At 63.4% G+C, this 21,842-nt stretch carries 20 protein-coding genes; 12 read left to right on the top strand and 8 right to left on the bottom strand.

Features of this window, described 5'->3' with window-relative positions; genetic code table 11:
* Positions 1-27 precede the first annotated feature (27 nt).
* Positions 28-5,157, bottom strand: a complete 5,130-nt coding sequence (locus ACFWYE_RS15140; protein ID WP_379112388.1) for a putative Ig domain-containing protein — start codon at positions 5,155-5,157, stop codon at positions 28-30.
* A gap of 306 nt (positions 5,158-5,463) precedes the next feature.
* On the opposite strand from ACFWYE_RS15140, the gene ACFWYE_RS15135 reads away from it, so the two are divergent.
* On the top strand, positions 5,464-6,480 hold the full coding sequence (locus tag ACFWYE_RS15135) for a helix-turn-helix domain-containing protein (RefSeq protein WP_379112387.1): 1,017 nt from the start codon (positions 5,464-5,466) through the stop codon (positions 6,478-6,480).
* Between the two features lie 36 nt (positions 6,481-6,516).
* Here ACFWYE_RS15135 and ACFWYE_RS15130 read toward each other — a convergent pair whose 3' ends face one another.
* Entirely contained in the window at positions 6,517-6,747 is a 231-nt protein-coding gene (locus tag ACFWYE_RS15130; RefSeq protein ID WP_379063869.1) for a hypothetical protein, read from the bottom strand.
* Between the two features lie 224 nt (positions 6,748-6,971).
* Here ACFWYE_RS15130 and ACFWYE_RS15125 point away from each other — a divergent pair, with 224 nt between their 5' ends.
* Entirely contained in the window at positions 6,972-7,946 is a 975-nt protein-coding gene (locus ACFWYE_RS15125) for a nucleoside hydrolase (protein ID WP_379112385.1), read from the top strand.
* Positions 7,947-7,950: 4 nt separating this feature from the next.
* Here the strand turns inward: ACFWYE_RS15125 and ACFWYE_RS15120 are convergent, their stop codons facing one another.
* The 3 genes from ACFWYE_RS15120 to ACFWYE_RS15110 all read right to left on the bottom strand — a co-directional run bounded on the left by ACFWYE_RS15120 (position 7,951) and on the right by ACFWYE_RS15110 (position 9,681).
* Positions 7,951-8,385, bottom strand: a complete 435-nt coding sequence (locus ACFWYE_RS15120) for a VOC family protein (protein ID WP_379112383.1) — start codon at positions 8,383-8,385, stop codon at positions 7,951-7,953.
* A gap of 167 nt (positions 8,386-8,552) precedes the next feature.
* Positions 8,553-9,209, bottom strand: a complete 657-nt coding sequence (locus ACFWYE_RS15115) for a hypothetical protein (RefSeq protein ID WP_379112381.1) — start codon at positions 9,207-9,209, stop codon at positions 8,553-8,555.
* Between the two features lie 184 nt (positions 9,210-9,393).
* Positions 9,394-9,681, bottom strand: a complete 288-nt coding sequence (locus ACFWYE_RS15110; RefSeq protein WP_379112380.1) for a YMGG-like glycine zipper-containing protein — start codon at positions 9,679-9,681, stop codon at positions 9,394-9,396.
* Between the two features lie 247 nt (positions 9,682-9,928).
* Between ACFWYE_RS15110 and ACFWYE_RS15105 the strand changes: the two genes are divergently transcribed.
* Positions 9,929-10,609, top strand: a complete 681-nt coding sequence (locus ACFWYE_RS15105; protein WP_379112378.1) for a CPBP family intramembrane glutamic endopeptidase — start codon at positions 9,929-9,931, stop codon at positions 10,607-10,609.
* Between the two features lie 139 nt (positions 10,610-10,748).
* Here the strand turns inward: ACFWYE_RS15105 and ACFWYE_RS15100 are convergent, their stop codons facing one another.
* The 3 genes from ACFWYE_RS15100 to ACFWYE_RS15090 form a co-directional block, all read right to left on the bottom strand.
* Positions 10,749-12,122 carry a sensor histidine kinase gene (locus tag ACFWYE_RS15100; protein ID WP_379112377.1) on the bottom strand — a complete coding sequence of 458 codons (1,374 nt, stop codon included), beginning with the start codon at positions 12,120-12,122 and terminating at the stop codon, positions 10,749-10,751.
* A complete protein-coding gene (locus ACFWYE_RS15095) occupies positions 12,109-12,783 on the bottom strand; it encodes a response regulator (RefSeq protein ID WP_379063885.1) in 675 nt (224 codons plus the stop codon). Before ACFWYE_RS15095 ends, ACFWYE_RS15100 begins: the two co-directional genes overlap by 14 nt.
* Positions 12,784-13,137: 354 nt before the next feature.
* Positions 13,138-13,641, bottom strand: coding sequence for a hypothetical protein (locus ACFWYE_RS15090; RefSeq protein WP_379063887.1), 504 nt, complete (start codon positions 13,639-13,641; stop codon positions 13,138-13,140).
* Between the two features lie 354 nt (positions 13,642-13,995).
* Here ACFWYE_RS15090 and ACFWYE_RS15085 point away from each other — a divergent pair, with 354 nt between their 5' ends.
* From ACFWYE_RS15085 to ACFWYE_RS15045, 9 genes are all read left to right on the top strand, one after another.
* Positions 13,996-14,277, top strand: coding sequence for a DUF982 domain-containing protein (locus tag ACFWYE_RS15085; RefSeq protein WP_379112375.1), 282 nt, complete (start codon positions 13,996-13,998; stop codon positions 14,275-14,277).
* A 379-nt stretch (positions 14,278-14,656) separates the two neighbouring features.
* Positions 14,657-15,109 (top strand): terminase small subunit protein, encoded by a 453-nt coding sequence (locus tag ACFWYE_RS15080; protein WP_379112373.1) that lies wholly within the window; start codon positions 14,657-14,659, stop codon positions 15,107-15,109.
* Complete coding sequence (locus ACFWYE_RS15075) at positions 15,084-16,499, top strand: hypothetical protein (protein WP_379112371.1); 1,416 nt, start codon at positions 15,084-15,086, stop codon at positions 16,497-16,499. Before ACFWYE_RS15080 ends, ACFWYE_RS15075 begins: the two co-directional genes overlap by 26 nt.
* A 36-nt stretch (positions 16,500-16,535) precedes the next feature.
* Positions 16,536-18,638, top strand: a complete 2,103-nt coding sequence (locus ACFWYE_RS15070; protein WP_379112369.1) for a hypothetical protein — start codon at positions 16,536-16,538, stop codon at positions 18,636-18,638.
* Positions 18,639-18,653: 15 nt separating this feature from the next.
* Positions 18,654-18,956: a hypothetical protein gene (locus tag ACFWYE_RS15065; protein ID WP_379112368.1), complete on the top strand. Its 303-nt coding sequence runs from the start codon at positions 18,654-18,656 to the stop codon at positions 18,954-18,956.
* A complete protein-coding gene (locus tag ACFWYE_RS15060; RefSeq protein WP_379112366.1) occupies positions 18,956-19,243 on the top strand; it encodes a hypothetical protein in 288 nt (95 codons plus the stop codon). Before ACFWYE_RS15065 ends, ACFWYE_RS15060 begins: the two co-directional genes overlap by 1 nt.
* A complete protein-coding gene (locus ACFWYE_RS15055; protein WP_379112365.1) occupies positions 19,240-20,274 on the top strand; it encodes a hypothetical protein in 1,035 nt (344 codons plus the stop codon). The genes ACFWYE_RS15060 and ACFWYE_RS15055 overlap by 4 nt, the downstream gene beginning before the upstream one ends.
* A 5-nt stretch (positions 20,275-20,279) precedes the next feature.
* The gene (locus tag ACFWYE_RS15050; protein WP_101937473.1) at positions 20,280-21,245 is read left to right on the top strand and encodes a phage major capsid protein; all 966 of its coding nucleotides are present in this window, start codon (positions 20,280-20,282) and stop codon (positions 21,243-21,245) included.
* Between the two features lie 289 nt (positions 21,246-21,534).
* On the top strand, positions 21,535-21,804 hold the full coding sequence (locus ACFWYE_RS15045) for a hypothetical protein (protein WP_379063904.1): 270 nt from the start codon (positions 21,535-21,537) through the stop codon (positions 21,802-21,804).
* The last annotated feature ends 38 nt before the right edge of the window (positions 21,805-21,842 follow it).

The following is a 21,842-nucleotide window of genomic DNA, read 5'->3' as shown; positions in this document are numbered from 1 at the left end:
CGATCCGCGCGTTGCGGCATGGCCTGCTCAGAACCTGGCACCGGCGTTGATCGCAAAGCCGTGGCTGGCGCTGCTGCGGTTGCCGAATAGTCCGCGATACTCCAGACGCAGGGACAGGTCCTGCATGGTCTGGATGTCCACGCCAAGACCGAGCAGGAAGCGGTCCCTCGCCGTTCCCTCGGCCGAGGCCGTAAAACCCGGCCCAGCGAAGATGTCGGCATAGTTCATGACGACCGAGCTGCCCGACTCGAAATCATGCTGGTATTCGAGCCGCAGCTTCGGGGTGACGGAACCGAAATCGACCGGATATCTGTAGTCCAGCGTGACGCCGATGTTGCCGGTCCTGCTGCTGATGTCCTGTTCGCCATAACGCAGCGCATAGATCGCATCACCGGCTTCCGTGTAGGCCCCCAGCGTCGCCTTCGCCACATCGAGCCTTCCGTATGGCGTGACGCGCCATTGGTCGAATCGAAGCCTGGCGCCCGCGGAGATCGAGGCCAGCCACTGTCCGCCGTCACGGCTGCCGGTGACGAAATTTCCATTCTGCGTGACGTAGCGCAGCGAATCGAAATTCAGCCACTGATAACCGGCCAGGCCGTCGATGAAGAACACGTCACCCGGGTGGTAGCTGGCATAGACGACGGAGGTGTAGCTCTCGCCCTTGCTGTGGCTGCCCCTGTCGCCGATGTCGGTGTCGTCGCGGCCGTAACCAAAGCCCATGCCGAGCGTCAGGTCATGGTTGAGGCGATAGTCGATCCCCGTGCTGAGGCCGGTGGTCCTGAATTCGTAGCCGGCATCGCCGTCACCCTTGCCGATGGCGATGGACCCTGCGGTCCACAGAGTGAGGCGCGCCCGGCGGCCGACGGCCGGTGCGGCGTCGCCGAACGCGCTCCTGAACGGCGCCGTCAGGTCCGGTTTGACCTGCAGGGCGCAATCCGGCTGCAACGGCCGGCAGACCGTGTCGTAGCCCAGCGTGATGCCCTGGACGAAGCCGATCCCTTCCCCCAGCGGCTGCGTGGCGTCATCGTCGTGCAGGCCGTCGAGACGCTGCTGGAAGTTGCTGACCTGCGATGTCGCGAAGCGCTGCGCGGCCTGGGCCTGGGCCGCCATCATGCCGGTGACTTCCGGATCGGTGGTCGGATCGACCCGCGGCTGAACCGCGATCGTGACCGTTGCCGGCGCCGAGGTCGCGAAGTCGTTGGTCAGCGTGTAGGTGACGGCCACGGAACCGCCGAAGCGTGCGTCGGGCGTGAAGGAGAGATCGAAGCCGTTCAGCGCGGCCGTGCCGGCATTCTCCGGCGCCACCGATATCAGGGTGGCTGCCTTGAATGGTCCGCCGGCCGCCATCCTGGCGAGGTTGATCATCGTCGGCTGTCCGGCCACTGCCGAGACGCTTTGCGGCGCGGGGACCGGCAATGGATCGACGGTGACCGTCACCGTTGCCGGCACCGATGCTCCGCCCGGTCCATTCGCCACATAGTCGAACGTATCGGTGCCGGAAAAGGTGGCTGCCGGCGTGTAGGTTATGACAAAGCCGGAAACGCCCGTCGTACCGTTTGCCGGAGCACGCGATACGGCAATCGAGGTGATGGAGCCGGCATCATTCCTGGTGACATCGACATCCACCGGCTTGCCGCCCATGGTGTGGGCCGTGTCGGCCGACACGGCCGGCACACCGTCGGCGATCACCAGGGAATAGTTCACCGTCCGGGTGCCGGGCGCTCCCGCTGTGCTGTCGGTGGCCGTCACCGAGATGCTGAAGGTGCCTGCCTTGTCCGGCGTGCCGCTCAGCACGCCGGTGTTGCGGTCGAGCCCGACGCCTCCCGGCAGGCTGCCCGAGACCTGGTAGGTATAGGGCGCGATGCCACCGCTCGCGGCGATGGTCGCGGCATAGGGTGTGCCTTGCAAGCCGCCCGGCAGGCTGGATGGTGTGACACGCACTTCTGGCGTCGCGACGACCAGTGTATAGCTCTGTGTGACCTTCGCCGGCGTCCCGCCGGTGCTGTCGGTGACCTCGATCGACATCGCGAACGAGCCCGCCTGCGTCGGCGTGCCCCGCAATTCGCCGGTGCCAGGGTCGAAGCCGAGGCCGGACGGCAGACTTCCCGACAGGGCGTAGCGGTAAGGGGCAATGCCGCCGGTGGCCGAGATGGCCTGGCTGTAGGCCGTGCCGGCGGTGCCTTGCGGCAGGCTGGCCGGGGCGAGACTCAACGCCGGAACACGGACGTCCAGCACGTAGCCGGTGCTGGCCGACTGCCCGAACGCATCGGTGGCCTGTATGGTGAGCGGGAACGAACCCGCCTCGGTCGGCGTACCCGAAATCACTCCTTCGACGAGCGTGAGCCCGTCGGGAAGCCGACCCGACTGCAGCACATAACCATAGGGTGCAACGCCACCATTGGCAGATAGCTGGACCGAGTAGCTCGCGCCGGCCGTCGCGTCTGTGAGAGCGCCCGGCGTGATGCCGAGGTTTGGCGCTGCAACCGTCAACGAGTAGCTGTTGGAAACGCTGAAAGGCGCGCCGCTGCCGGTCGTACCGTCGGTCGCAACTATGCTGATGGGGAAGGTTCCGGGCTGTCTCGGCGTGCCGTTCAGCGTATCGCCGGAAAAGGCCATTCCGGCAGGCAATGCTCCACTCACGGCATAGCTGAAACTGCCGGAGCCGCCGGACGCCGTGAAGGCCTGCGAGGAGGTTTCGCCGTAACGCAGCGCGATGACGCCGCCGGCCGGCGACAGCGTCAGCGTCGGCGCCGCCACCTGGAGCGTGATATTGCCGTTGACAGGAAAGGGCCCGGTGCCGGTGCTGGCATCGGTTGCCGACACGGCGAGCTGGAAGCTGCCGACCTCCGTCGGTGTTCCGGAAATGGTGACGCCGTTCGCGCCGGTGCCGCTGACGGCGAGACCCGCCGGAAGCCCGGTTACCGCGACCTGCGTGTAGGGTGCGGCGCCGCCCGTGAAGGTGAAAGTCTGCGTGAACGGCCTGCCGGCCTGCGCCGACAATGAACCGGTGGGTGCGACCGCCGTCACCGGCGGCGTGACGGTGATGCTGACGGTGGCCGGCGCCGATGGTCCGGCCTCGTTGCTGGCGGTATAGGTGAAGGAGTCCGGACCCGCATAACCCGGGGCAGGCTGATAGGTGATCGATGTGCCTGACGGAAGCGCCACGCCATGCGCGGGAGGCGATACCACGGCGACGGAAGTCGCGACACCGCCGCCGAAGCTGAGGGTAATCGCATTGGCACCGCTGCCATAGGCGACCGTGGCGGAGGCCGGGTTGGCGACCGGCGGGGTATCGGTGATGGTCAGCCGGTAGCTGCGCGTCCCGGTATAGGGGCCGGTGCCGGTGCTGCCGTCGCGCGCCGTGACCGTGAAATCATGGACGCCGGGCGTTGCGGTCGTTCCCGAAATCTGCCCGGTGCTGCCGAGTGCCATGCCGGAAGGCAAGGCACCGCCGGTGACGGCGTAGGTGTAGGGCGCCGTGCCGCCGCTGGCCGGATTGATCATGGCGGAATAGGCGGTGCCGACAATGCCATTGGCCAGCGTCGTCGCCGGCAGGACGATGGCGGCCGGATCGACGGTGAGCGTATAGGCGCGGGCGCCGGTCTGGTCGTTGGCGTCGGCGGCCGTGATGGTGAAGCCGAAGGATCCGCCGGCCGTCGGCGTTCCACTGACCGTGCCGCTCTGTTCGTCCAGCTGCAGCCCCGCCGGCAATGCGCCGCCGGTGCGGGTGAAACGATAGGGCGCGATGGCGCCGGAGGCCGACAGCGTCTGCGAATAGGGAAGACCGACGGTCGCGGCGGTCAGCGTCGTCGGCGTCACCGCTATGCTCGGCGGCATCACGACGAGCGAGAAAGCCTGCGTCGAGGCAATCGCATTGGCATCGGTGGCGCGGACGACGAAGTTGAAGGTGCCGCTCTGCGTCGGCGTGCCGGAGACCTGTCCGTTGGAAATCGACATGCCGGTGGGCAGCGCACCGCTGTGCAAGGCAAAGGCATAGGGCCCGGTACCGCCAGTCGCTGAAAGCGCTTGCGCGTAGCTCGTGTTGTAGGCGGCATTTGGCAAGACGCCCGGGCTGACCGAGATGACGACGAAGTCGACCGAATTGCTGGTGCTGGTCGATGCGAGGTTGGTCAGTCCCGAGGCACTCGCCACGCCTTCGGGAATTGTCGCTATCACCGTTCCGCTTCGCGTCATGCCGCTGGCGGCGATGGTGTAGGTGGTGCCGGAGCCGCTGACGGTGGCGGTGGTGGCGCCGGCGGTGCCGGAAAGCTGGACGCCGGTTCGGGAAAACCCTGTCACCGCCCGCTCGAAAACGGCCGTGAAATTGACGGGGGCGCTGCCGGTCGGGCTGGCCTGGCCGGCGCCGTTGTTGATCGTGACGTTGGGCCGCGTGTTGACGATCAGGTTGCTGCCCGTCGCCGTGCTCCTGTCGCAGGCGGCGTTGCCCAGGAACTCGGCGGTGACCGCGTGGTTGCCGACAGGCAGCGTCGCGGTCGAGAAATCGGCATAGGAGTCGCCGGCACGGTCAGGCCGGCTGTAATTCAGCCCGGCGGTGGTCGACTGCGGACCCACGGTGATCTTGACGGAACCGCTCGGGGCCTGGCCCCCGTCGCAACCCATCGACGACACCCTGGCGCGGATCAGCACGGTCTGGCCGGGCAAGGCAGGATTGGGCGATGAGGAGACGCTCGTGGAGGTGCCGCCACCGCCCTGCTTCGTCGCGGTGGCGTAGTTGGTGGTGAAGTCGAAATTGCCGCCGGTGCGGGTTCCGGTGAAGCGGATGTTGTCGCCGAACTGCCCGGTGGTGTTGTCCGTGGCAGTGGTCACATAAGAGCCCCTGCAGTTGAACGGAATGACGAAGCCGCTGGGTGGAATGGCGTCGCAGGTGATCGGCACACCCTTGATGTTGGAACTGGTGGCGTTGATCGACCGTATGTTGACGGAGCCCGGCGTGATCCTGATCGAATAGGTCATGGTGACGCCAGCGCCGGTGTAGGTAGCCGGCGAAATGGTGAGGGTGGCCGATTGCGAGAAGGCGGCCGGCGACGAAGCCAGCAGGCAGAAAAGCGCGATGCAAACCGCAAGGCCTGCACGGAAAGCAAGGCACAGCCGTGCCGCACGCTGGCCGCACGCGGCAACGTCATCCAGAACAAACACTTGAACCACCCCAGCACTCGCCGCGATCGCGGCCGGATCCCCATCCGATGGCCGCTTGAAACACGAGTCCTGCGAGGAGTCAGCAAGCCAATGGGCGGGCTTCCTGAAAAGGCGCCGCTTTGAGACGCTCGATCAATTGTTTCGCGAAATATCGAACATCCCGGCCGCGCGATTTTCCGGAACGTGGAAGTAACCAGACGCGTTGAGCCAAGATTGCCTGCTCGATCGGGCGCTGCCGTTTCGAAACGGATTTCGCTGCCGTGCCCGGTGGCGTATAGGCATGAATGGGAGAAGCTTTATCCACGCATGACCATACCGAGACTTTACTATGTGACAGCCGGGCTGGACCCGGAGACGGCCTTTGCGACCTGGAGCGCGGTGTTATCGCCGCTGTTCGAACCGCGGCCATGGGCGCGCAGCAAGAGCCTGCCCACCGGATCGGCCAATGGCGCTATCCTGGGCGATATGATCATCGCCAAGGTGGCGTTCGAACCACAGGCATTCCTGCGCGACGCCGAACGCATTGCCGTCACTCCGGGCCACATCCTGCTGCATCTCTATATGAGCGGCGGTTTCACCGGAATGATTTCGGGGGAGCAGACCTCGATCGGACCCGGCAAGGTGGCGGTGATCGATCTTGCCCATGAGGTACGGACGCGTGCGTTCGCTTCCAACACGCTGTCGCTTGTCGTTCCCCGAACGATGCTGCCCGATATGGCACCCGGCACGCTGAGGCCGCGGCTCGACGCGGCCCGCAACGAATTGCTTGCCGCACACATCCGCTCGCTGCAGGAGCGCAGTATGCAGATCTCGGAGGAGGAAGTCGGCGCCGCCGTTGCCGATACGGCGGAGTTCTTGAAACGTCTGTTCACGCAGCCGGACCATCTGGCGCAGAATGCACGCAATGCCGAGGAAGACCTGTTGTCGCTGGCGCAGGCGGTCATCCGCGATCATCTTGCCATCGGCAAGCTGTCTCCGGATTTCCTGGCCGACAGGCTCGGCATTTCGCGCGCCTCGCTGTATCGGGTTTTTGCCCCGCATGGCGGCATCATGCGCTATGTGCAGGAGCGCCGGCTGATCGCGGTGCGGGCAGCGTTGAGCGATCCGCTCGAAACCCGCAAGCTGTCGCGCATCGCAGCCGATCTCGGCTTCAACAGCGAAGCCCATTTCAGCCGCGCGTTCCGCCAGCGCTTCGGCATCACCGCGAGCGACTATCGCAGGACGCAGCTCGAGGCTTCATTGCACACCCAGCTGACCAGTCCGGAAGTCGTCAACCAGTGGTGGGTGGATGTCGCCACGCGGGCGCGACCGGCAGGTACCTAGCGGCGGCCAGCGAGCGCATTGGAAACAACACGAGGCTCAGGATTTCGCCCTGACCGCCCGCCACAGGCCGAACAGGAAGATCGCGCCGCCGAGCACGAAGGTGGGCACGAACAGCTGCAAGGCTTCCCAATCGCGCCATTTCAAAGAAAAGCCGGTGCATCCGGTCGGGCTCATGCCGCAGGCGAAGGCATTGAGCAGATACCAGCCGGCAAAGGTAGCGCCGAAGATGACCGCGCCGAGGATCATGAGGATGATTGCGGATTTCATGCCTGCTGATAGCGGCAGGCGGGGTTCGGGGCAATGTGAAGGCGCCGGGTAACGCCGGCCCCGATGGAGAGTTCGGCGCGCCGTCACGGTCTTCCTGACCATCGCGATCATGTTCCTCGCGGTTGCAAGCGATATGTGGCGCCGACGGATTGGCCCAGTCGGTCGCACCTTGACGGCGCCGGCGTGGTGGTTTCCAGTCGCGGCAATCGACAGAGAGGCGGCATATGGAAAAGATCATCCTGGATTGCGACCCCGGGCACGACGACGCCATCGCCATCCTTTTGGCGGCCGGCAATCCGGCCATCGACCTGCTCGGCATCACTACCGTTTCCGGCAACCACAATGTCGAGAACACGACGCGCAACGCGCTGTCGGTGTGCACCGCCTATGGCATCAAGGTGCCGGTGGCGAAGGGGTCGCCCGGGCCGATGCTGAGCGAGCAGGTGCTGGCGATCGAGATCCATGGCGAGACCGGGCTGGACGGCCCGGTGCTGCCACCGGCTTCCTTCGAGCTGGACAGGCGCCATGGCGTGGACTTCATCATCGACACGGTGATGGCGCATGAGCCGAAGACGGTGACGCTGGTGCCGGTCGGCCCCTACACCAATATCGGCCTCGCCGCCCGCAAGGAGCCGCGCATCATCGAACGGGTGAAGCGGGTGGTGGCGATGGGCGGCAGCTATACGCGCGGCAACATCACGCCCGCCGCCGAGTTCAACATCTATGGCGATCCGGAAGCCGCCGACGTTGTGTTCCGCGCCAACTGGGACGTGACCATGGTGGGGCTGGACCTGACCCACCAGGCGCTGGCGACGCCCGCTCTGCAGGACAGGGTGCGCGCCGTGGGCGGGCCGATCAGCCAGTTCATTCTCGACATCTGGGACTTCATCGCGACGACGCATGGCGGCCTGCTGCAGATCGAACATCCCGCCGTGCACGACGCCTGCTGCGTGGCGGCGCTGATCGACCCGAGCGTCTTCACCACCGAAAAGGCCGACATCCGCGTCGAGATCGCCGGCCGGTGGACGAAGGGCATGACCGTGTGCAATTTCGAGAAGATGGGCGGCATGCGCCATTTCGGCGGCACCGCCAGCGAGCAGATGAACTTCCGCCACACCGTGGCAATGCAGCTCGACCACGCCAAGTTCTGCGACCTGATCGTGGATGCGCTGGAGCGGCTGACGGTGCGGAAGGGGTGAGTGGTCAGAGCTCCTGCGCCAACCCGATGAGCAGGCCCTCCGGCCCGCGGATGTAACAGAGCCGGTAGACGTCCTGGTAGTCGACGACCTCGCCTTCGAGCCGCGCGCCATGCGTTTGCAGCCTTTTCAACGTGTCGTTGAGGTCGTCGACGGCGAACATGACGCGCAGATAGCCGAGCGCGTTGACCGGGGCGGCGCGGTGGTCGGCGACGACGGCCGGCCGGATGAAGCGGGAGAGTTCGAGCCGGCTGTGGCCATCCGGCGTGCGCATCATGGCGATCTCGACATGCTGGTCGCCCAGCCCGGTGACACGCCCGGCCCATTCGCCCTCGATCGTGGCCCGCCCTTCGAGTTCGAGGCCGAGTTCGCGAAAGAAGTCGACCGCCGCCGTCAGGTCCTCGACGACGATGCCGACATTGTCCATCCGCTTGAGCGCCATGTCGTGATCTCCAGATTGCCGGTTCTTTTCGGAGAATGATCTTTTCCAGAAACCGGTTCCCACTTTTTGGGATCATGCCGTTGGCGGCAAGACTGATCGCACCGCCTGCGGATGGTCAAGCGTGTTCGGCCCCACGCCATGCAGCGACGCCGGCGCGTTCGCGAAACTCAATCCGGCAGCATGTGATCCGCCACGCTATAGCTGTGGCTGGCCTGGTAGGCGTTGCGCCCCCGGTTCATGTGGGTGAGGTTGAAGGTGCGGATGGCGCGCAGCGCGCGCGGATTGGCAATGAATTCGCGGATCGAGGCCGCATTGCGCAGCTTGACGATGAACATGTCGGGGCCGCTCGGGAAGACCCAGCTGACGTCCTCCGGCGCCACGACGCTCTGTTCGAGAAAGGCCTCATCCAGTTGGCCGGGCGTCGCCGAACCATCGCTGGTGAAATCCGACAGATGCACGATGAAGCGGGCACGGACATCCTCGCCGTCTGCATAGAGGGTGAACAGCTCCATCCAGCTCGCATTGACGCGGACGAGCGGCTTGTCCGAGGTCGACGGCAGGCAGGATACAGACCAGTAGAAACGCTCGGTTTGGCACGGGATCGGGATGCAGGCCGGGCCGTAGAGCTTGAGCAGCTCCAGCACCTGCTTTCCTTGCGGGCGACGCAGCAGCTTCTCGAAGCGGGCGGCGTATCTGAAGCGCTGTTCAAGGGATTCCGAGCGCTCGGTGGTGTCTGGAAGGTCGATCTTGCCGTCGAGCCAATCACGCTGCTGGTCGAGATCGAGGAACTGGCGAAGGCCGGTGGAGCGGGTGGGTTTGGCCATTCAGGCATCCTGCGACAAGTATGTGCCCGCCATTCTAACACCAATCCATGGAAAGACCGGAATGGGCCGATCCAGACGGTCCGCCTTGGCCGTTCAGGATGGAATAGCAGCCGTTGAGTGAGCCGCAACGACGGCCAACCTGGGCTCCAGAGCCTGATGCCTAGGGGCTTTTTCCTGCTCTGCTTCAACGACAACGACCGTACCGATCGCGATAGTAGCAACGATCATATCGGCGGTCCCTTTGATTCCATTGATCGGCGCGGCGGCTCCTCTCGTTGCGTTCGCTTATGTTGCCCACCACCGCGCCGCCCACGCCGCCGGCGGCGGCGCCTATGGCAGCACCTTCCCATGAGCCGCTTGCCAGGCCACCGATTATCGCGCCACTGGCCGCGCCGATCCCGGCTCCCTTTTCAGTCTGGCTGCACGCTGTCAGCGATAGGCAAACCAGCAAACCTGAAATGATCTTCTTCATGTCTCATCCTCGTCAGTTCAGCAATCAGGCACGGTTCATGTGTTGAAGCGCCGCACTGCCAGGATGCCTATGGCTGCCCACAATTACGGGTGCATTACGGCTGGCAAGACCAGTTGAATTCGTAGTTTCCCAAGGTCGGCGGCGCGCATCCCGAGCCTGTAACTTTGCCGCAAGGCAAGCCCTCTACTGCGAGAAAGCAATCTTGACGTCGCGCTATCAGGCGACCATCGCAACTGGGATTTATTGAATGAACGTTCGCAGCAATTCGGCCCATCTCGCGCGCCCTGGTTCGCTGGAGGTGACGGTCGTACTCGTTTCCTATTTCGGGCTGCTGGCGATTATGTCCGCCTTCATGCTGCGGATACCTGATGACCAGGCGGCCTTTCGCGGCAATTTTGGGATGGCCGGAAATGGCATTGTTGCTGTTCTCGCGTTTACCGCCGCGTTCTCCATCCGCATCGGCAATTTTCGAGCCTTTGGATTCCGGACAGTTCCATGGAAATGGATGCTGGCTGGTGCCGCAACAGGATTTGCCGCCTACGGCGCCAGCCACGTTATGGAGAGCGTGTATTTCCTGCTCGTCACCGAAGTGAACACCCAGGCTGATTTCCAGGCTGGAGCCAAAGAAGGGATCGTGCCTTTGCTCATCCTGCTGTTCACAGGCGCTCTTCTTACACCAATTGGCGAGGAACTGGTGTTTCGCGCGGTCGTCGCCAACGCATTGAACCGTTATCCAGCGGGAATTGGTGTTGTTGGCAGCGCTCTGATTTTCGCCGCCGCCCACGGGCCAAGCGTCATCTTTTTCAACGCATTTCTGATCGGAATCCTCACAGCTTTCTCATTCAGGAAGACGTTGTCTATCTGGCCCGGTCTTGTTGTCCACGTTGTCTTTAACGCGCTCTGGCTCGTCACCTACGCACTTGCCTGACTGCCCTGGAGCGTTTCCGTTTTTCACGGAAACGCGGAAACGCTCCAGCCTTTTGTTTTTACACAATTCCGGACGGAAAACCGTTACACACTTTTCCTGGAATTGCCCTGGCGGGCAGAGGAAGCTCGCCGCGATTGTTTCATGCATCATCCGGCACGGAAGTATCGCACACGCCGCGCCATCGCACAGTGAAAGTGCTGCCGCGTCCCGGCGAAGATTTCAACTCAATGAAACCACCATGACTGGTGACGATATCATGGACCATGCTGAGGCCGAGGCCAGCTCCAGAGCCGTGAGGATTGATCCGATAAAACGGTTCGAAGATGCGTGCATGCTTGTCGCTGGCGATACCCACTCCCTGGTCCGCGACACGAACGCTGCCATCCGCTTCGATGCCCACGCAAATCTCACCTGACTTGCCGCCATACTGAATGGCATTGCGCACCAGATTGGCGAAGGCTCTTTCCAAGGCATCGGAATCACCGATCAAGGAAACCTGTTTCGCCTTGCTGTCGAAGGAAATTTCGTAGCCCTCGGCAATGGCGAACGGCGCGAGATCGGCCACCACTTTCGAGACCACGGCATTGAGGTCCACCTTTGTTTTGCGCGGTGGCTTCTGCCGGTACTTCTCGATGTCCAGAAGTTGGTTGGTGATCGCTGCCAGCCTTTTGATGCCGTTTTGGAGCTGGGATTTTTCTTCGCTCGCCGGCAAGGTGCCGATACGGACCTGGAGGATGGCGATCGGTGTTCTCAACTCATGGGCTGCATTGACGAAGAACCGTTCTGTCGTCTCGAAGCCGTTGTCCAGTCTGCGAAGCGCCTTGTTGATGCCATCAACGACCCTCCACACTTCGCCTGGAAGGCCGCGAACATCTACAACTGCGCCTCGTGCGTCAAAGTCGATCGTGTTCAGGCGTCCGGTAAGATCGTTGAAGGAGCGAAGCGACCATCTGGTGACCCAAGGAACGCCGACAAGCGTGATCGCGGCAAGGATCGCGGCCGGAATGGCGACCGCGGTATTTCCCAACCATACGATCAAGCCATGGAGAGACATGGAAACACCCCCCGCGAATATAGAGGCCTCGCCGGCGGCGGTAGCTATCCGTTCGAGCCGCGCGACACTCTTCGGATTGCCGACATAACCATGCAACTCAGCACTTCTGAACGTCCGCAGAAATGGAATATTCGCGGCGATAGCGCCTGGGACCTCCCCTTGCCTGATGACTTCACCGCCCGGCAATTCGACGACAAACCAAACGCTTGGCCATTCTTTCAGTGTGTTCGACAGGCTTTCGGTTGGAACCAGGATCGGCTTCCCGTTCGGTCCCACTTCGATCGAATCCGCGATCTGCTCCGACAACCATATGGATGGAATAGCACCGTCAGGGGCGATGCCAGAAGCAAGGTAAAGGACAAGAGCGAGGGAGGCTGCCGTAGCGAAGAGTTGCAGGACGATGAAGCCGAGCGTGAACCGCCAGCGGAGAGGTGTGCCGTTCATTTCATTCCGGTTCATGAAGGAAATAGCCGATCCCGCGGATATTTTTGATGACTATGTTCGCACCTGCCTCTGCGAGCTTGCGGCGCAACCGCGACATGTTGGCTTCCAAGGTGTTCGATTGGATTTCCTCGTTGAAGGAATAGACATTTTCTTCCAGCGATGACCGCAAGACCGTTCGTCCGCGGTTCCTCAGAAGGGTCTCGATGATCAGGAGTTCGCGTCTGGTGAGTACAAGTCGGCTTCCTTCGACATGAATATCCAGGGTGCCGCGATCGTACGTAAGATTGCCCGCTGCGAGGATTTGCGAACCCGGTACCGGAGCACGTCTCAGAACTGCACTGATCCTTGCTATCAGTTCGTCGATCTCGAAGGGTTTGGGCAGGTAGTCATCCGCCCCTTCATTGAGTCCTGAAATCCTCTCACGTGTCGAACCAAGCGCGGAAATGATAATGGACCGGGCAGACTTGCCAGAGTTGCGCATCTCAGCAAGCAGGCTGCTTCCGTCGCCGTCCGGCAATTGTCGGTCAATGAGCACGATCTCGTAATCCGACATGGCGACTGCCTCTCGTGCTGCCGCAAGATTGGTCACCGAATCCAAAACGATACCATGTCTGGACAATGCGACCTGAAGCGCGTCGGCCATTTCCAGATCGTCTTCGACAAGCAAAAGCTTCATGAGATAGGGCGGGTGGGTCGTGTCATAGAAGCATCGTGTTCGACCGGAATTACATGAGCGTTACGGCCAGCCCGCATCTTCTCCGATCCGACCGAAGACACTTCGTCGAAAGAACCGTTGAAGGTAAACCTTTGTCGTCGAATGTCGACTTCAGAAATCCGGGCGCAAACCAGCCCCAACTCACCTGGCGCCGCAAGCAAATCCAACCCAGCGACTGATGGCTCTCCTCCCAAGGCGAGAAAGCGAAGCAGCCTAGGTGCATTTTGTAGCCAGTGGAATCACCTGGCGTTACAAAAATGCGACGAAAACAAAAACTTAGAGCGTTTCCGCGTTTCCGTGAAAAACGGAAACGCTCTAGGTGCGGTTGAGATCAATCCGACTGATCACAACGTTTTTTCCGGTCGCCGGATCCTTGTCGGTGGTCGTCAAGCGCATCCGGTTGTTTGCGAGCTTCTCCAACCTGAGTTCCGCGGCACGGTCGCCATTGACTTCCTTGGCCCAGCGAATGCCCAAGACCAAAGCATTGTTCGCACGCTTGCCACGGAGGCCGGCGGGGCCGGTCCGGGAACCGTTGTAGACGCCGGTATAGGTTTTGCCGTCGGTCTTGACGTCGGCACCGATGGCTCGGGAGAAGACGACATATCCGGTGCATTTGCCATTCAACGACAGCGAGGTATCCGTCGCACGCGACGCAAATCTGCAGTCGATCTTGATAGGCTGAGACCCCGTCTCGGTTTTGACCGTGCCCTTGCCACCCCAACTTCCGCCCAGCGATTGGAGAAAGGCTGCGTCCGTGGCATGCGCGGGCCCCGCGAGACAGAGCATTCCCGCCGCCATGTAGCCAATGAATCTGGTCATGATCGATACTCCTTTGAGTCAGCGGATACCGGCATTCGAAACTTTCGTCCGAGGAGTCGCGATGTGTGCGACAACCCGACGGTTATGTTCGAAAACGGCGCGGATCGCTTATCGTTCCGCTGTTCATGAGCCAGCCACATGCCTGAATGGACGTTGTGGTCTGTGCCAGGATGATGGCCACAACGTCGTCCGGCTCGCCATGTCCCCCAACGCAGAGGACCGGTTTGCCGGCTGCACCAGTGAGATGGGATTTGCCCTTCGTCCAAAAGGATGAATTCGTTTGAACGAAGTGCCGGATCGTCCGTTCTCAGCAAACCGGATAATTTCGGTGTTGCTCACAAACGAGGAATCCCCATGAAGCTTTTCGCGAAACCCGTCTACATTTTTGTCGGTCTTGGATTTCCGCGCGACGTGGATTCGGTCGAGGAGGCCTTTGAAATCCTCAACGAATGGGTCGGTTCGCGAAGCCCCACGCATGAGCAAGCCATTGCCACAGTTCGCGCGGCTCTCAGCGACGGTGATGTATCGGTGGCGCGCCTCGCATTCGAAACTTTCGCCCAGAAAACCGGGATCCTGGCACCCGACGCGCTGGAACTGGCCGCGGCAAGGGCTGCCGATGAATGGCTGTCCGCCTGATCTGACCGGGGCGGTCGTGCCACGCGGCCGCCCTCGTCCAAGGCGATCAATGGCAAAGACGCAAGCCAGCCGTCTGTGGCCTCGCGAACATCAACGCTAAACATCACCAGCATCTATCCTGTTAACGCAGCCCCTCGCGCCTCTAGGCCAACCCAACCAGCCGCGCTATCTTCCCGCAGTAACTTGGTGATTTGCTCGACATGAGCGGGGCCTTAGCGCCACCTGCCGGAGCAGCCTCGGTCCTCACCGCCGACAAAAGGGGAAGCTATGCCCCGCTCCATACAAGCCGGCTAATTTTAAACCGTCACTCGCATCGCCGCTCGCCTTACTTTGCGACCGGCTTGGCTCACCTCCATGCCTTTTCTATCCTCGGAGCAGCATGTCGCTATCGACCAAATACTCACAGAAAACGGCTGGCACGATCTGCGACCGGATCGCGGAGGGTCAAAGCCTGCGCTCGATCTGCCGCGATGCGGACATGCCGGACAAGGCAACGGTTTTCCGCTGGCTGGCGGCTCGGGAAGACTTCGCCACACAATATGCCCATGCCCGTGACGCCCAGGCGGATGCGCTGGTGGACGAAATGCTCGACATTGCCGATGACGGTTCCAACGACTGGATGGAGCAGCGCGGCCGCGACGGCGAGGTGACTGGCTGGAAGGAGAATGGCGAAGCGCTGAAGCGCTCGGCGCTGCGGCTCAGCACGCGGCAATGGATCGCCGAGAAGCTGAAGCCGAAGAAATATGGCAACAAGGTTGCGCTCACCGATGCCGATGGCGGGCCGCTGACCGTGAACGTGATCCAGCGTGCCGCGCATCGAACTTCCGAATGACTGGGCGCCGCGCGGCTACCAGGAGCCTGCCTGGCACTCCTGGCTGAACGGCTGCAACCGGCAACTTCTGGTCTGGCACCGCCGCGCCGGCAAGGACGACATAAACCTGCGCATGCACTCCGTCGGCGCGTTCAACCGCGTCGGCACCTACTGGCACATGCTGCCGGAGTATTCGCAGGCACGCAAAGCGATCTGGGACGCCGTCAACCCCAACACCGGCAAAAGACGCATCGACGAAGCCTTCCCCAAGGCGCTGCGCGAGAACACACGCGAATCCGACATGTTCATCCGCTTCAAGAACGGATCGACCTGGCAGGTGGTGGGCTCCGACAATTTCAACGCGCTGATCGGCACGCCGCCGGTCGGCCTCACCGCCTCGGAATGGGCGCTGGCCAACCCGATGGCCTGGGCCTATCTGGCGCCGATCCTGGCCGAGAATGGCGGCTGGGCATCCTTCATCTCGACGCCGCGCGGCAACAACCATCTGAAGGCGATGCTGGACCGGTTCCGCAGCGACGCAGCCTGGTTCACGCAGGTGCTGACGGCACATGACACCGGCGCGATCTCGGACGCGGCGATCGAGGCGCAGCGGGCGGAATATGAGGCGCTGTTCGGCAAGACCGTCGCCGACCTGCTGGTGGAGCAGGAGTTCTTCTGCTCGTTTGCCGGTGCCACGGTGGGCGCTTATTGGGGCGCGGAGATGGCCACGGCCGACGTGCAAGGGCGCATCGGCAAGGTGCCTGTCGACTGGGGCGAGCCGGTGCACACGGCCTGGGATCTCGGCAAGGCGGCGAACAACCCGATCTGGTGTTTCCAGGTGATCGACGGCCGGCCGCGCATCGTCGATTTCTACCGGCCCGAAACGGATGACCTGGCTGATTGGTGCGAGTGGTTGGACAAACGCGGCTATCACGGCAACGATTATGTGCCGCATGACGCGGTGGTGAAGAACTGGGGCGACAAACGCACCCGGGTCGAGACGCTGAAGGCGCATGGCCGCAAGCCGAAGATCGTGACGATGGCAAGTGTGGCCGACGGCATCAATGCCGGGCGCGAGACGATCAAGCTGGCCGAGTTTCATCTCGGCCCCGACGAACGCGGCCAGCGCATGCAGCACGGCATCGACGGGCTGAAGATGTACCGCCGCACATGGGACGACGATCGCAAGAGCTTCGTCGACAGCCCGGTGAAGGACTGGGCCGAGCATATCGGCTCAAGCTTCCGCTATCTCGGCCTGGCCTGGCGCGACGTGGCGCCGGCGTTTGTGCCGAAGAGACAGGCGGATGGGCCGACCTACCAGGTGACCGCAACGGGCGTGGTGCGCGCCGACATCGGCGTGAAGGCGGCTGTCGAGGCGATGGTGCGGCGCAAGAAGAGGATGGACGGATGATGCGATTTCGCAAGTGCCCGGCTGGAGCATTCTGACATGGCCAAGAAGACCGAAGCCGGCAAGGGTGCGGCGCTGCGCGACACCGGCCGGAAGTGGCTGGAGCGCATCAAGGCGGCCGAAGCCGACGAGAAGACGTTCCTCGATGACGCGGCGGTGGCGACTGCCGTCTATCGCGGCAAAGGCGCGCCGAAGACCGACGGCTCCTCGGACACGGCGCCGTTCGATTTCAACATCCTGTTCTCCAATGTCGAAACCATCGTGCCGGCGGTGATCAACTCGGCACCGGCGCCGGATATACGTCGTCGTTTCGGTGCCGACGATCCGGTGGCGCGCGACTTCGCGCAGCTGCTGGAGCGGGCGATCTCGGTGCAGATCGATGACAGCCGGCTGCAGAGCGAGCTGGAAGCGATGGCGCAGGACGGCTTCCTGGCCGGACGTGGCGTGGTGCGGCTGCGCTTCATGAGCGATTTCGTCGGCGGCGAGACCACGGATGAGGAGCTGAAGAGGATTGCCGAAGACAACGACAGCGATGCCAGCGCGGATGACGCCGACCGTGGCGACCATGACGCCGGAAACAATGCTGGCGGCGAACATCTTGCCAATGAACGCATCGTGTTCGAGGCGGTGAGCTGGCGCGACTATCGCCATGGCAAGGCCAAGCGTTGGGACCAGCGGCCCTGGGAGGCGTTCCGGCATTCGATCGCCAGCGACGACTATGACCGCTTTGTCGACGGCGCGCTGGTGGCGCTTCAGGCCGACGACAGCAGCGACAGGGACGACAGCGACCACGAGGTCTGGGAGGTGTGGGACCGCAAGTCGCGCGCGGTGCTGTTCATCGGGGCCGGTGACGGCAAGGTGCTGAAGAAAGTCGCCGATCCGCTCGGCTGGTCGGGTTTCTTCCCGACGGCGACGCCGGTGCAGCCGATCGAGGTCAACGGCAATCTGGAGCCGGTCAATCCGTTCTCGATCTACCGCAGGCTGGCCGACGAGCTTGACACCACCACCAAGCGCATCCGCGTCATCACGAGGCAGCTGAAGGTGAAGGGCTGGTACGGGGTGAGCCCGACCGACGTGCAGGCGGTGCTGGAAGCCGACGACAACGAGTTCGTGCCGGTCGCCGACGCCGAAGTGTGGGCCAAGAATGGCGGACTGCAGGCTGCCGTGCTGTTCTGGCCGGTGGAGCGGCTGATCGTGGTGCTGGCGCAGCTCTACGGGCTGCGCGACCAGACCAAGCAGGCGATCTACGAGATCACCGGCATTTCCGACATCGTGCGTGGCGCTTCCAACGCCGCCGAGACCTATGGCGCGCAACAGATCAAGAGCCAGTGGGGCTCGCTGCGCATCCACAAGATGCAGCGCATGATCGAACGCGCCTCGCGCGACCTGTTCGTGATGATGGCGGAGGTGATCCCGGCGAAGTTTTCGCCTGAGACACTGCAGAAGATGACCGATGTGCAGCTGCTGCCGAGCGCGCAGGACCTGACGCCGGTGGCCCCAAAGCCGCTGCCACAAGGGCTGCCGCCGGAGGCGGTGGCCCAGGCGCAGCAAGCGGCGGCGCAGGAGGCGAGCCAGGCCGAGGCGGCGCGGCAGAAGAAACTGCAGCACCTCGCCGCACTGAACGGCCTGATGCATGAGCGGGTGACCGCCGGGTACCGCATCGATGTCGAGACCGACAGCACGGTGCGCGCCGACGTCAGCCGCAAGAAACAGGAAGCGACCGAGTTCATGTCGGCCTCCAGCGCGTTCTTCGCCTCGGTCGGCCCGCTGGTGCAGCAGGGCGTAATGCCGGCCAATGCGGCGATCACCATCTACGGATCGTTCGCCCGGCTGTTCAACCTCGGCAAGGCGATCGAGGATGTGCTCGACGACCTCATCGCCAAGGTGCAGCAGGGCGGCGGCGTGCCGCCTCAGCAGGACGGCCAGGCCGATGCCGCAGCAGCAGCCGAGAAGCGGCGGCAGGAGGCAGCGCAGTTCGACCAGCAGATCAAGCTGCAGAACGCCGAGGTGGAGCGGCAGATCAAGCGCGAGAACGCCTCGCTCGACCTACAGATCAAGAACGCCGAACTGCAGATCAAGACCAGCCAGCTCACCGCAGTGCAACGGCAATTGCAGATGCAGCAGGTCGGCTTGGCCGGATAACCAGGAGACACAGCCATGCAACGCCTTTTTCACACGCTGCCCTCCGGGGTGCGTGAAGCCGCCGACGCGACCGTGGATCTGGCTTCGGCGCCCGCCTCGTCGCTCAAGGCTGTGACGCCGCATGCGACCGATACGCTGCCGAATGGCGTCTGCCGGGCGCTGTGGATAGGGGCCGCCGGCGACGTGGCGGTGATCGCCGAAGACGACACGCTCGCCGTGACGCTCACCGCCGTGCCGGCCGGCAGCGTGCTGCCGGTGCGGGCGAAGGCGGTGCGCGCGGCGGGCACCACGGCAAGCAACATCGTGGCGCTCTACTGATGCGCCGCTACGTCTTTCGCGACGGCCATTTCCGCGACCCGGAAACCGGCGCGCCGATGGCGCTTCCGGCCGGGCCGCTGGCCAGGCCCGGCATCACCCGGCCGATGCCGGAATATGCCAGCCCGATCGATGGCCGTCTTATCAGCACCCGCCACGAGCGCCGCGAGGACATGAAACGCAACAACTGCGTGGAAGCCGGCGACATGCCGTCGCCGACCGGCGGCAAGATCAGGAACAAGGCCTTCGCCGCCAAGCGGGGCCTGACAGTCAGCGAGGACTACCGATGACCATCGAGAATGGCGAAGCCATGATCCCGGATGCCGCTGTCGCGAAGGGCGCCGATACCGCCAGCGACGATGCCGCGCTCGGCGCGGTATGGGACCAGATCGAAAGCGACAGCCAGGACGCCGCCGACGGTGGCCTGGTCGACCGTCGCGACGATTCACCCCAGAATTCCCCACTGGAAGGTGAGGGAACGGGAGGGGCGCGTGCGAAGGCCGAGGTTTCCTCGCCCCTCGCCGGCGCCGTGCCTCTCCCGGCCAACTGGCGCGGCATGGAAGGCGAGTGGGGCAAGATCCCGGCGGACGTGCAGGCGAGGATCGCCCAGCGCGACGCCGAGCTGCACACCCGCATGTCGGAGCAGGGCCGGCAGATTGGCGCCATGCGCCACTACAACGAGATCTTCGAACGCAATGCCGACCTGCTGGCCGGGCGGACCTTGCCCGACGGCTCGGCGCCGTCGATGGCCGAGGCGGTCGACTTCCTGTTCAGCGCCCAGCGCCGGCTGGATGAGAACCCCATCGCCAGCCTTATCGACATCGCCGACCGCTACGGCGTGCGACAGCATCTCGCCGCGGCGCTGAGCGGCCAGATCGACATCCCCGCCGACCCGCAACCGCCGGCGATGACGCCGGCCGATATTGCCTGGGTGATACGGGAAATCCAGCAGGAAGACGCCATGGCGCGATCCGCCAACGAGGAAGTGAGCCGCCTGGCCAAGGACAAGCCGCTCTATTCCGAGCTCGCCGAGGACGACATGGTGCATGCGATCCACAAGGCACGTGCCAGGCTTGGCGACACCGCTTCCCACGAAGCCGTGTTCGACCTTGCCTACGACATGGCCGTGAATGCCGACCCAGACCTGAGGGTCAAGGCAGCCGCCGCCGCCAGGGCCGCCGCCGCCGATCCGAGGAGAATGGCCGACGCACGCCGCGCCGCCTCCGTCAACGTGACCTCGACCTCCACCGGCCAGTCGCGGCAGTTCAGCGAAGACGAACTGCTCGGCCAGGCCTATGACGAAGCTCAGAACTCAAGGTGATCAAGATGGCAGGACCATCCACTGTGTTCACGCAGATGGTTTCGACCACGCTGCGTAACGCCGCGACGGAAGTCGCTGATAATGTGAGCAAGAACAATGCCTTGCTCGCCCGCCTCAAGAAGAAGGGCAATATTCGCAATCTCGACGGCGGCACCGAAATCCAGGTTCCGCTCGAGTATGGCGAAAACGGCACCTACCAGCGCTATGGCGGCTATGAAACCCTCAACACCAACGCCTCCGATGTGGTGACGTCGGCGAAATACGACTGGGCGCAGATCGCGCTGCATGTCGTGTCGAGCGGACGCGAGCTGCGCCAGAACTCCGGCAAGTCGGCGATGATCAACCTGGTGAAGACCAAGAAGAAGAACGCGCTGCACACCGCGGCGAACAACTTCTCGATCGATCTCTATTCGGACGGCTCGCTGCCGAACCAGATCGCCGGTCTCGCCAACATCATCCAGTCGAACGGCCAGGGTACGGTCGGCGGCATCGATTCGGCGCTGTGGCCGTTCTGGCGCAACAAGTTCCGCGAGATTCCCGGCACGGACGCCTACACCAAGGACACGATCCTCGGTGAAATGAACCGGCTGTGGATGGCGCTGACGCGCGGCACCGACACGCCGGACCTGATCACGTTCAGCCATGACCTGTTCTCTGTCTACGAAGCCTCGCAGCAGCAGTTCCAGCGCTACCAGGATGCCGACCTCGCCCAGACCGGCTTCCTGTCCTACAAATACAAGACCGCCGACGTGATCTTCGACGACAACACCAACTTCGCCACCAATGCGGAGCGGGCCAACTTCCTCAACACCGACTATCTCTACATCTTCCAGCACAAGGAAGCGCAGTGGTCGCAGGACGAGGAGAAGAAACCGGTCAACCAGGACGCCGTGGTCATCCCCTACTACTGGATGGGCAATGTCGCCTGCTCGAACCGCTCGCTGCAGGGCCTCCTGCTCGACGCGGCTTAGTGCTGAGGTCCTGGATGTTGACACATCCAGGACGCCTCAAGCGCCGGCGCGACCCATCCGGGCCGCTTGGCTTCCGCGCCAACGGGCGCGGCGCGCAGTCGCGCGCTCGGTCATTTGCAATGACCGTCTGACGACTGAAGTCCTGGATATTGACACATCCAGGACGCCTCAGGCGCCGGCGCGGCCCATCCGGGCCGCCCGGCTAGCGCGCCAACGGGCGCGGCGCGCGGGCGCGCGCTCCAACGGTCAGATGACCGCTGGCACAGCAACATCAAACAAGGAGAACCAGATGGTTTATTCCGTTACCCCGATCGTCGGGCTGCGTCTCGGCGAGGTGATCAAGGCAGGCGAGGATGCCGCGGCACTGGGCACCGTCGTGACCGGCAATGACGGCCACGACTACATCCTGGCGCTGGCGACAGGCGCGATCGCCAATGCGGCGACCGTCACCCTGACCGAACCGGCAATGACGGTCGCCACCGGCGCCGGCGCATGGACCAACACCAATGCGGCGCTCGTGGCGAGCGACCGTGCCTGGTTCAAGAAGACTGTGATCTAGGGGAAGTCTTTCGTCCTCGCGCTGTCTTCGTTCGTCCT

This window comes from Mesorhizobium sp. NPDC059025 (genome assembly GCF_042739655.1).
In the GTDB taxonomy this organism is placed as follows: Bacteria; Pseudomonadota; Alphaproteobacteria; order Rhizobiales; family Rhizobiaceae; genus Mesorhizobium.
The sequence above is the reverse complement of the archived record's forward strand: the minus strand, read 5'-3'. Positions and strand labels throughout refer to the sequence as shown.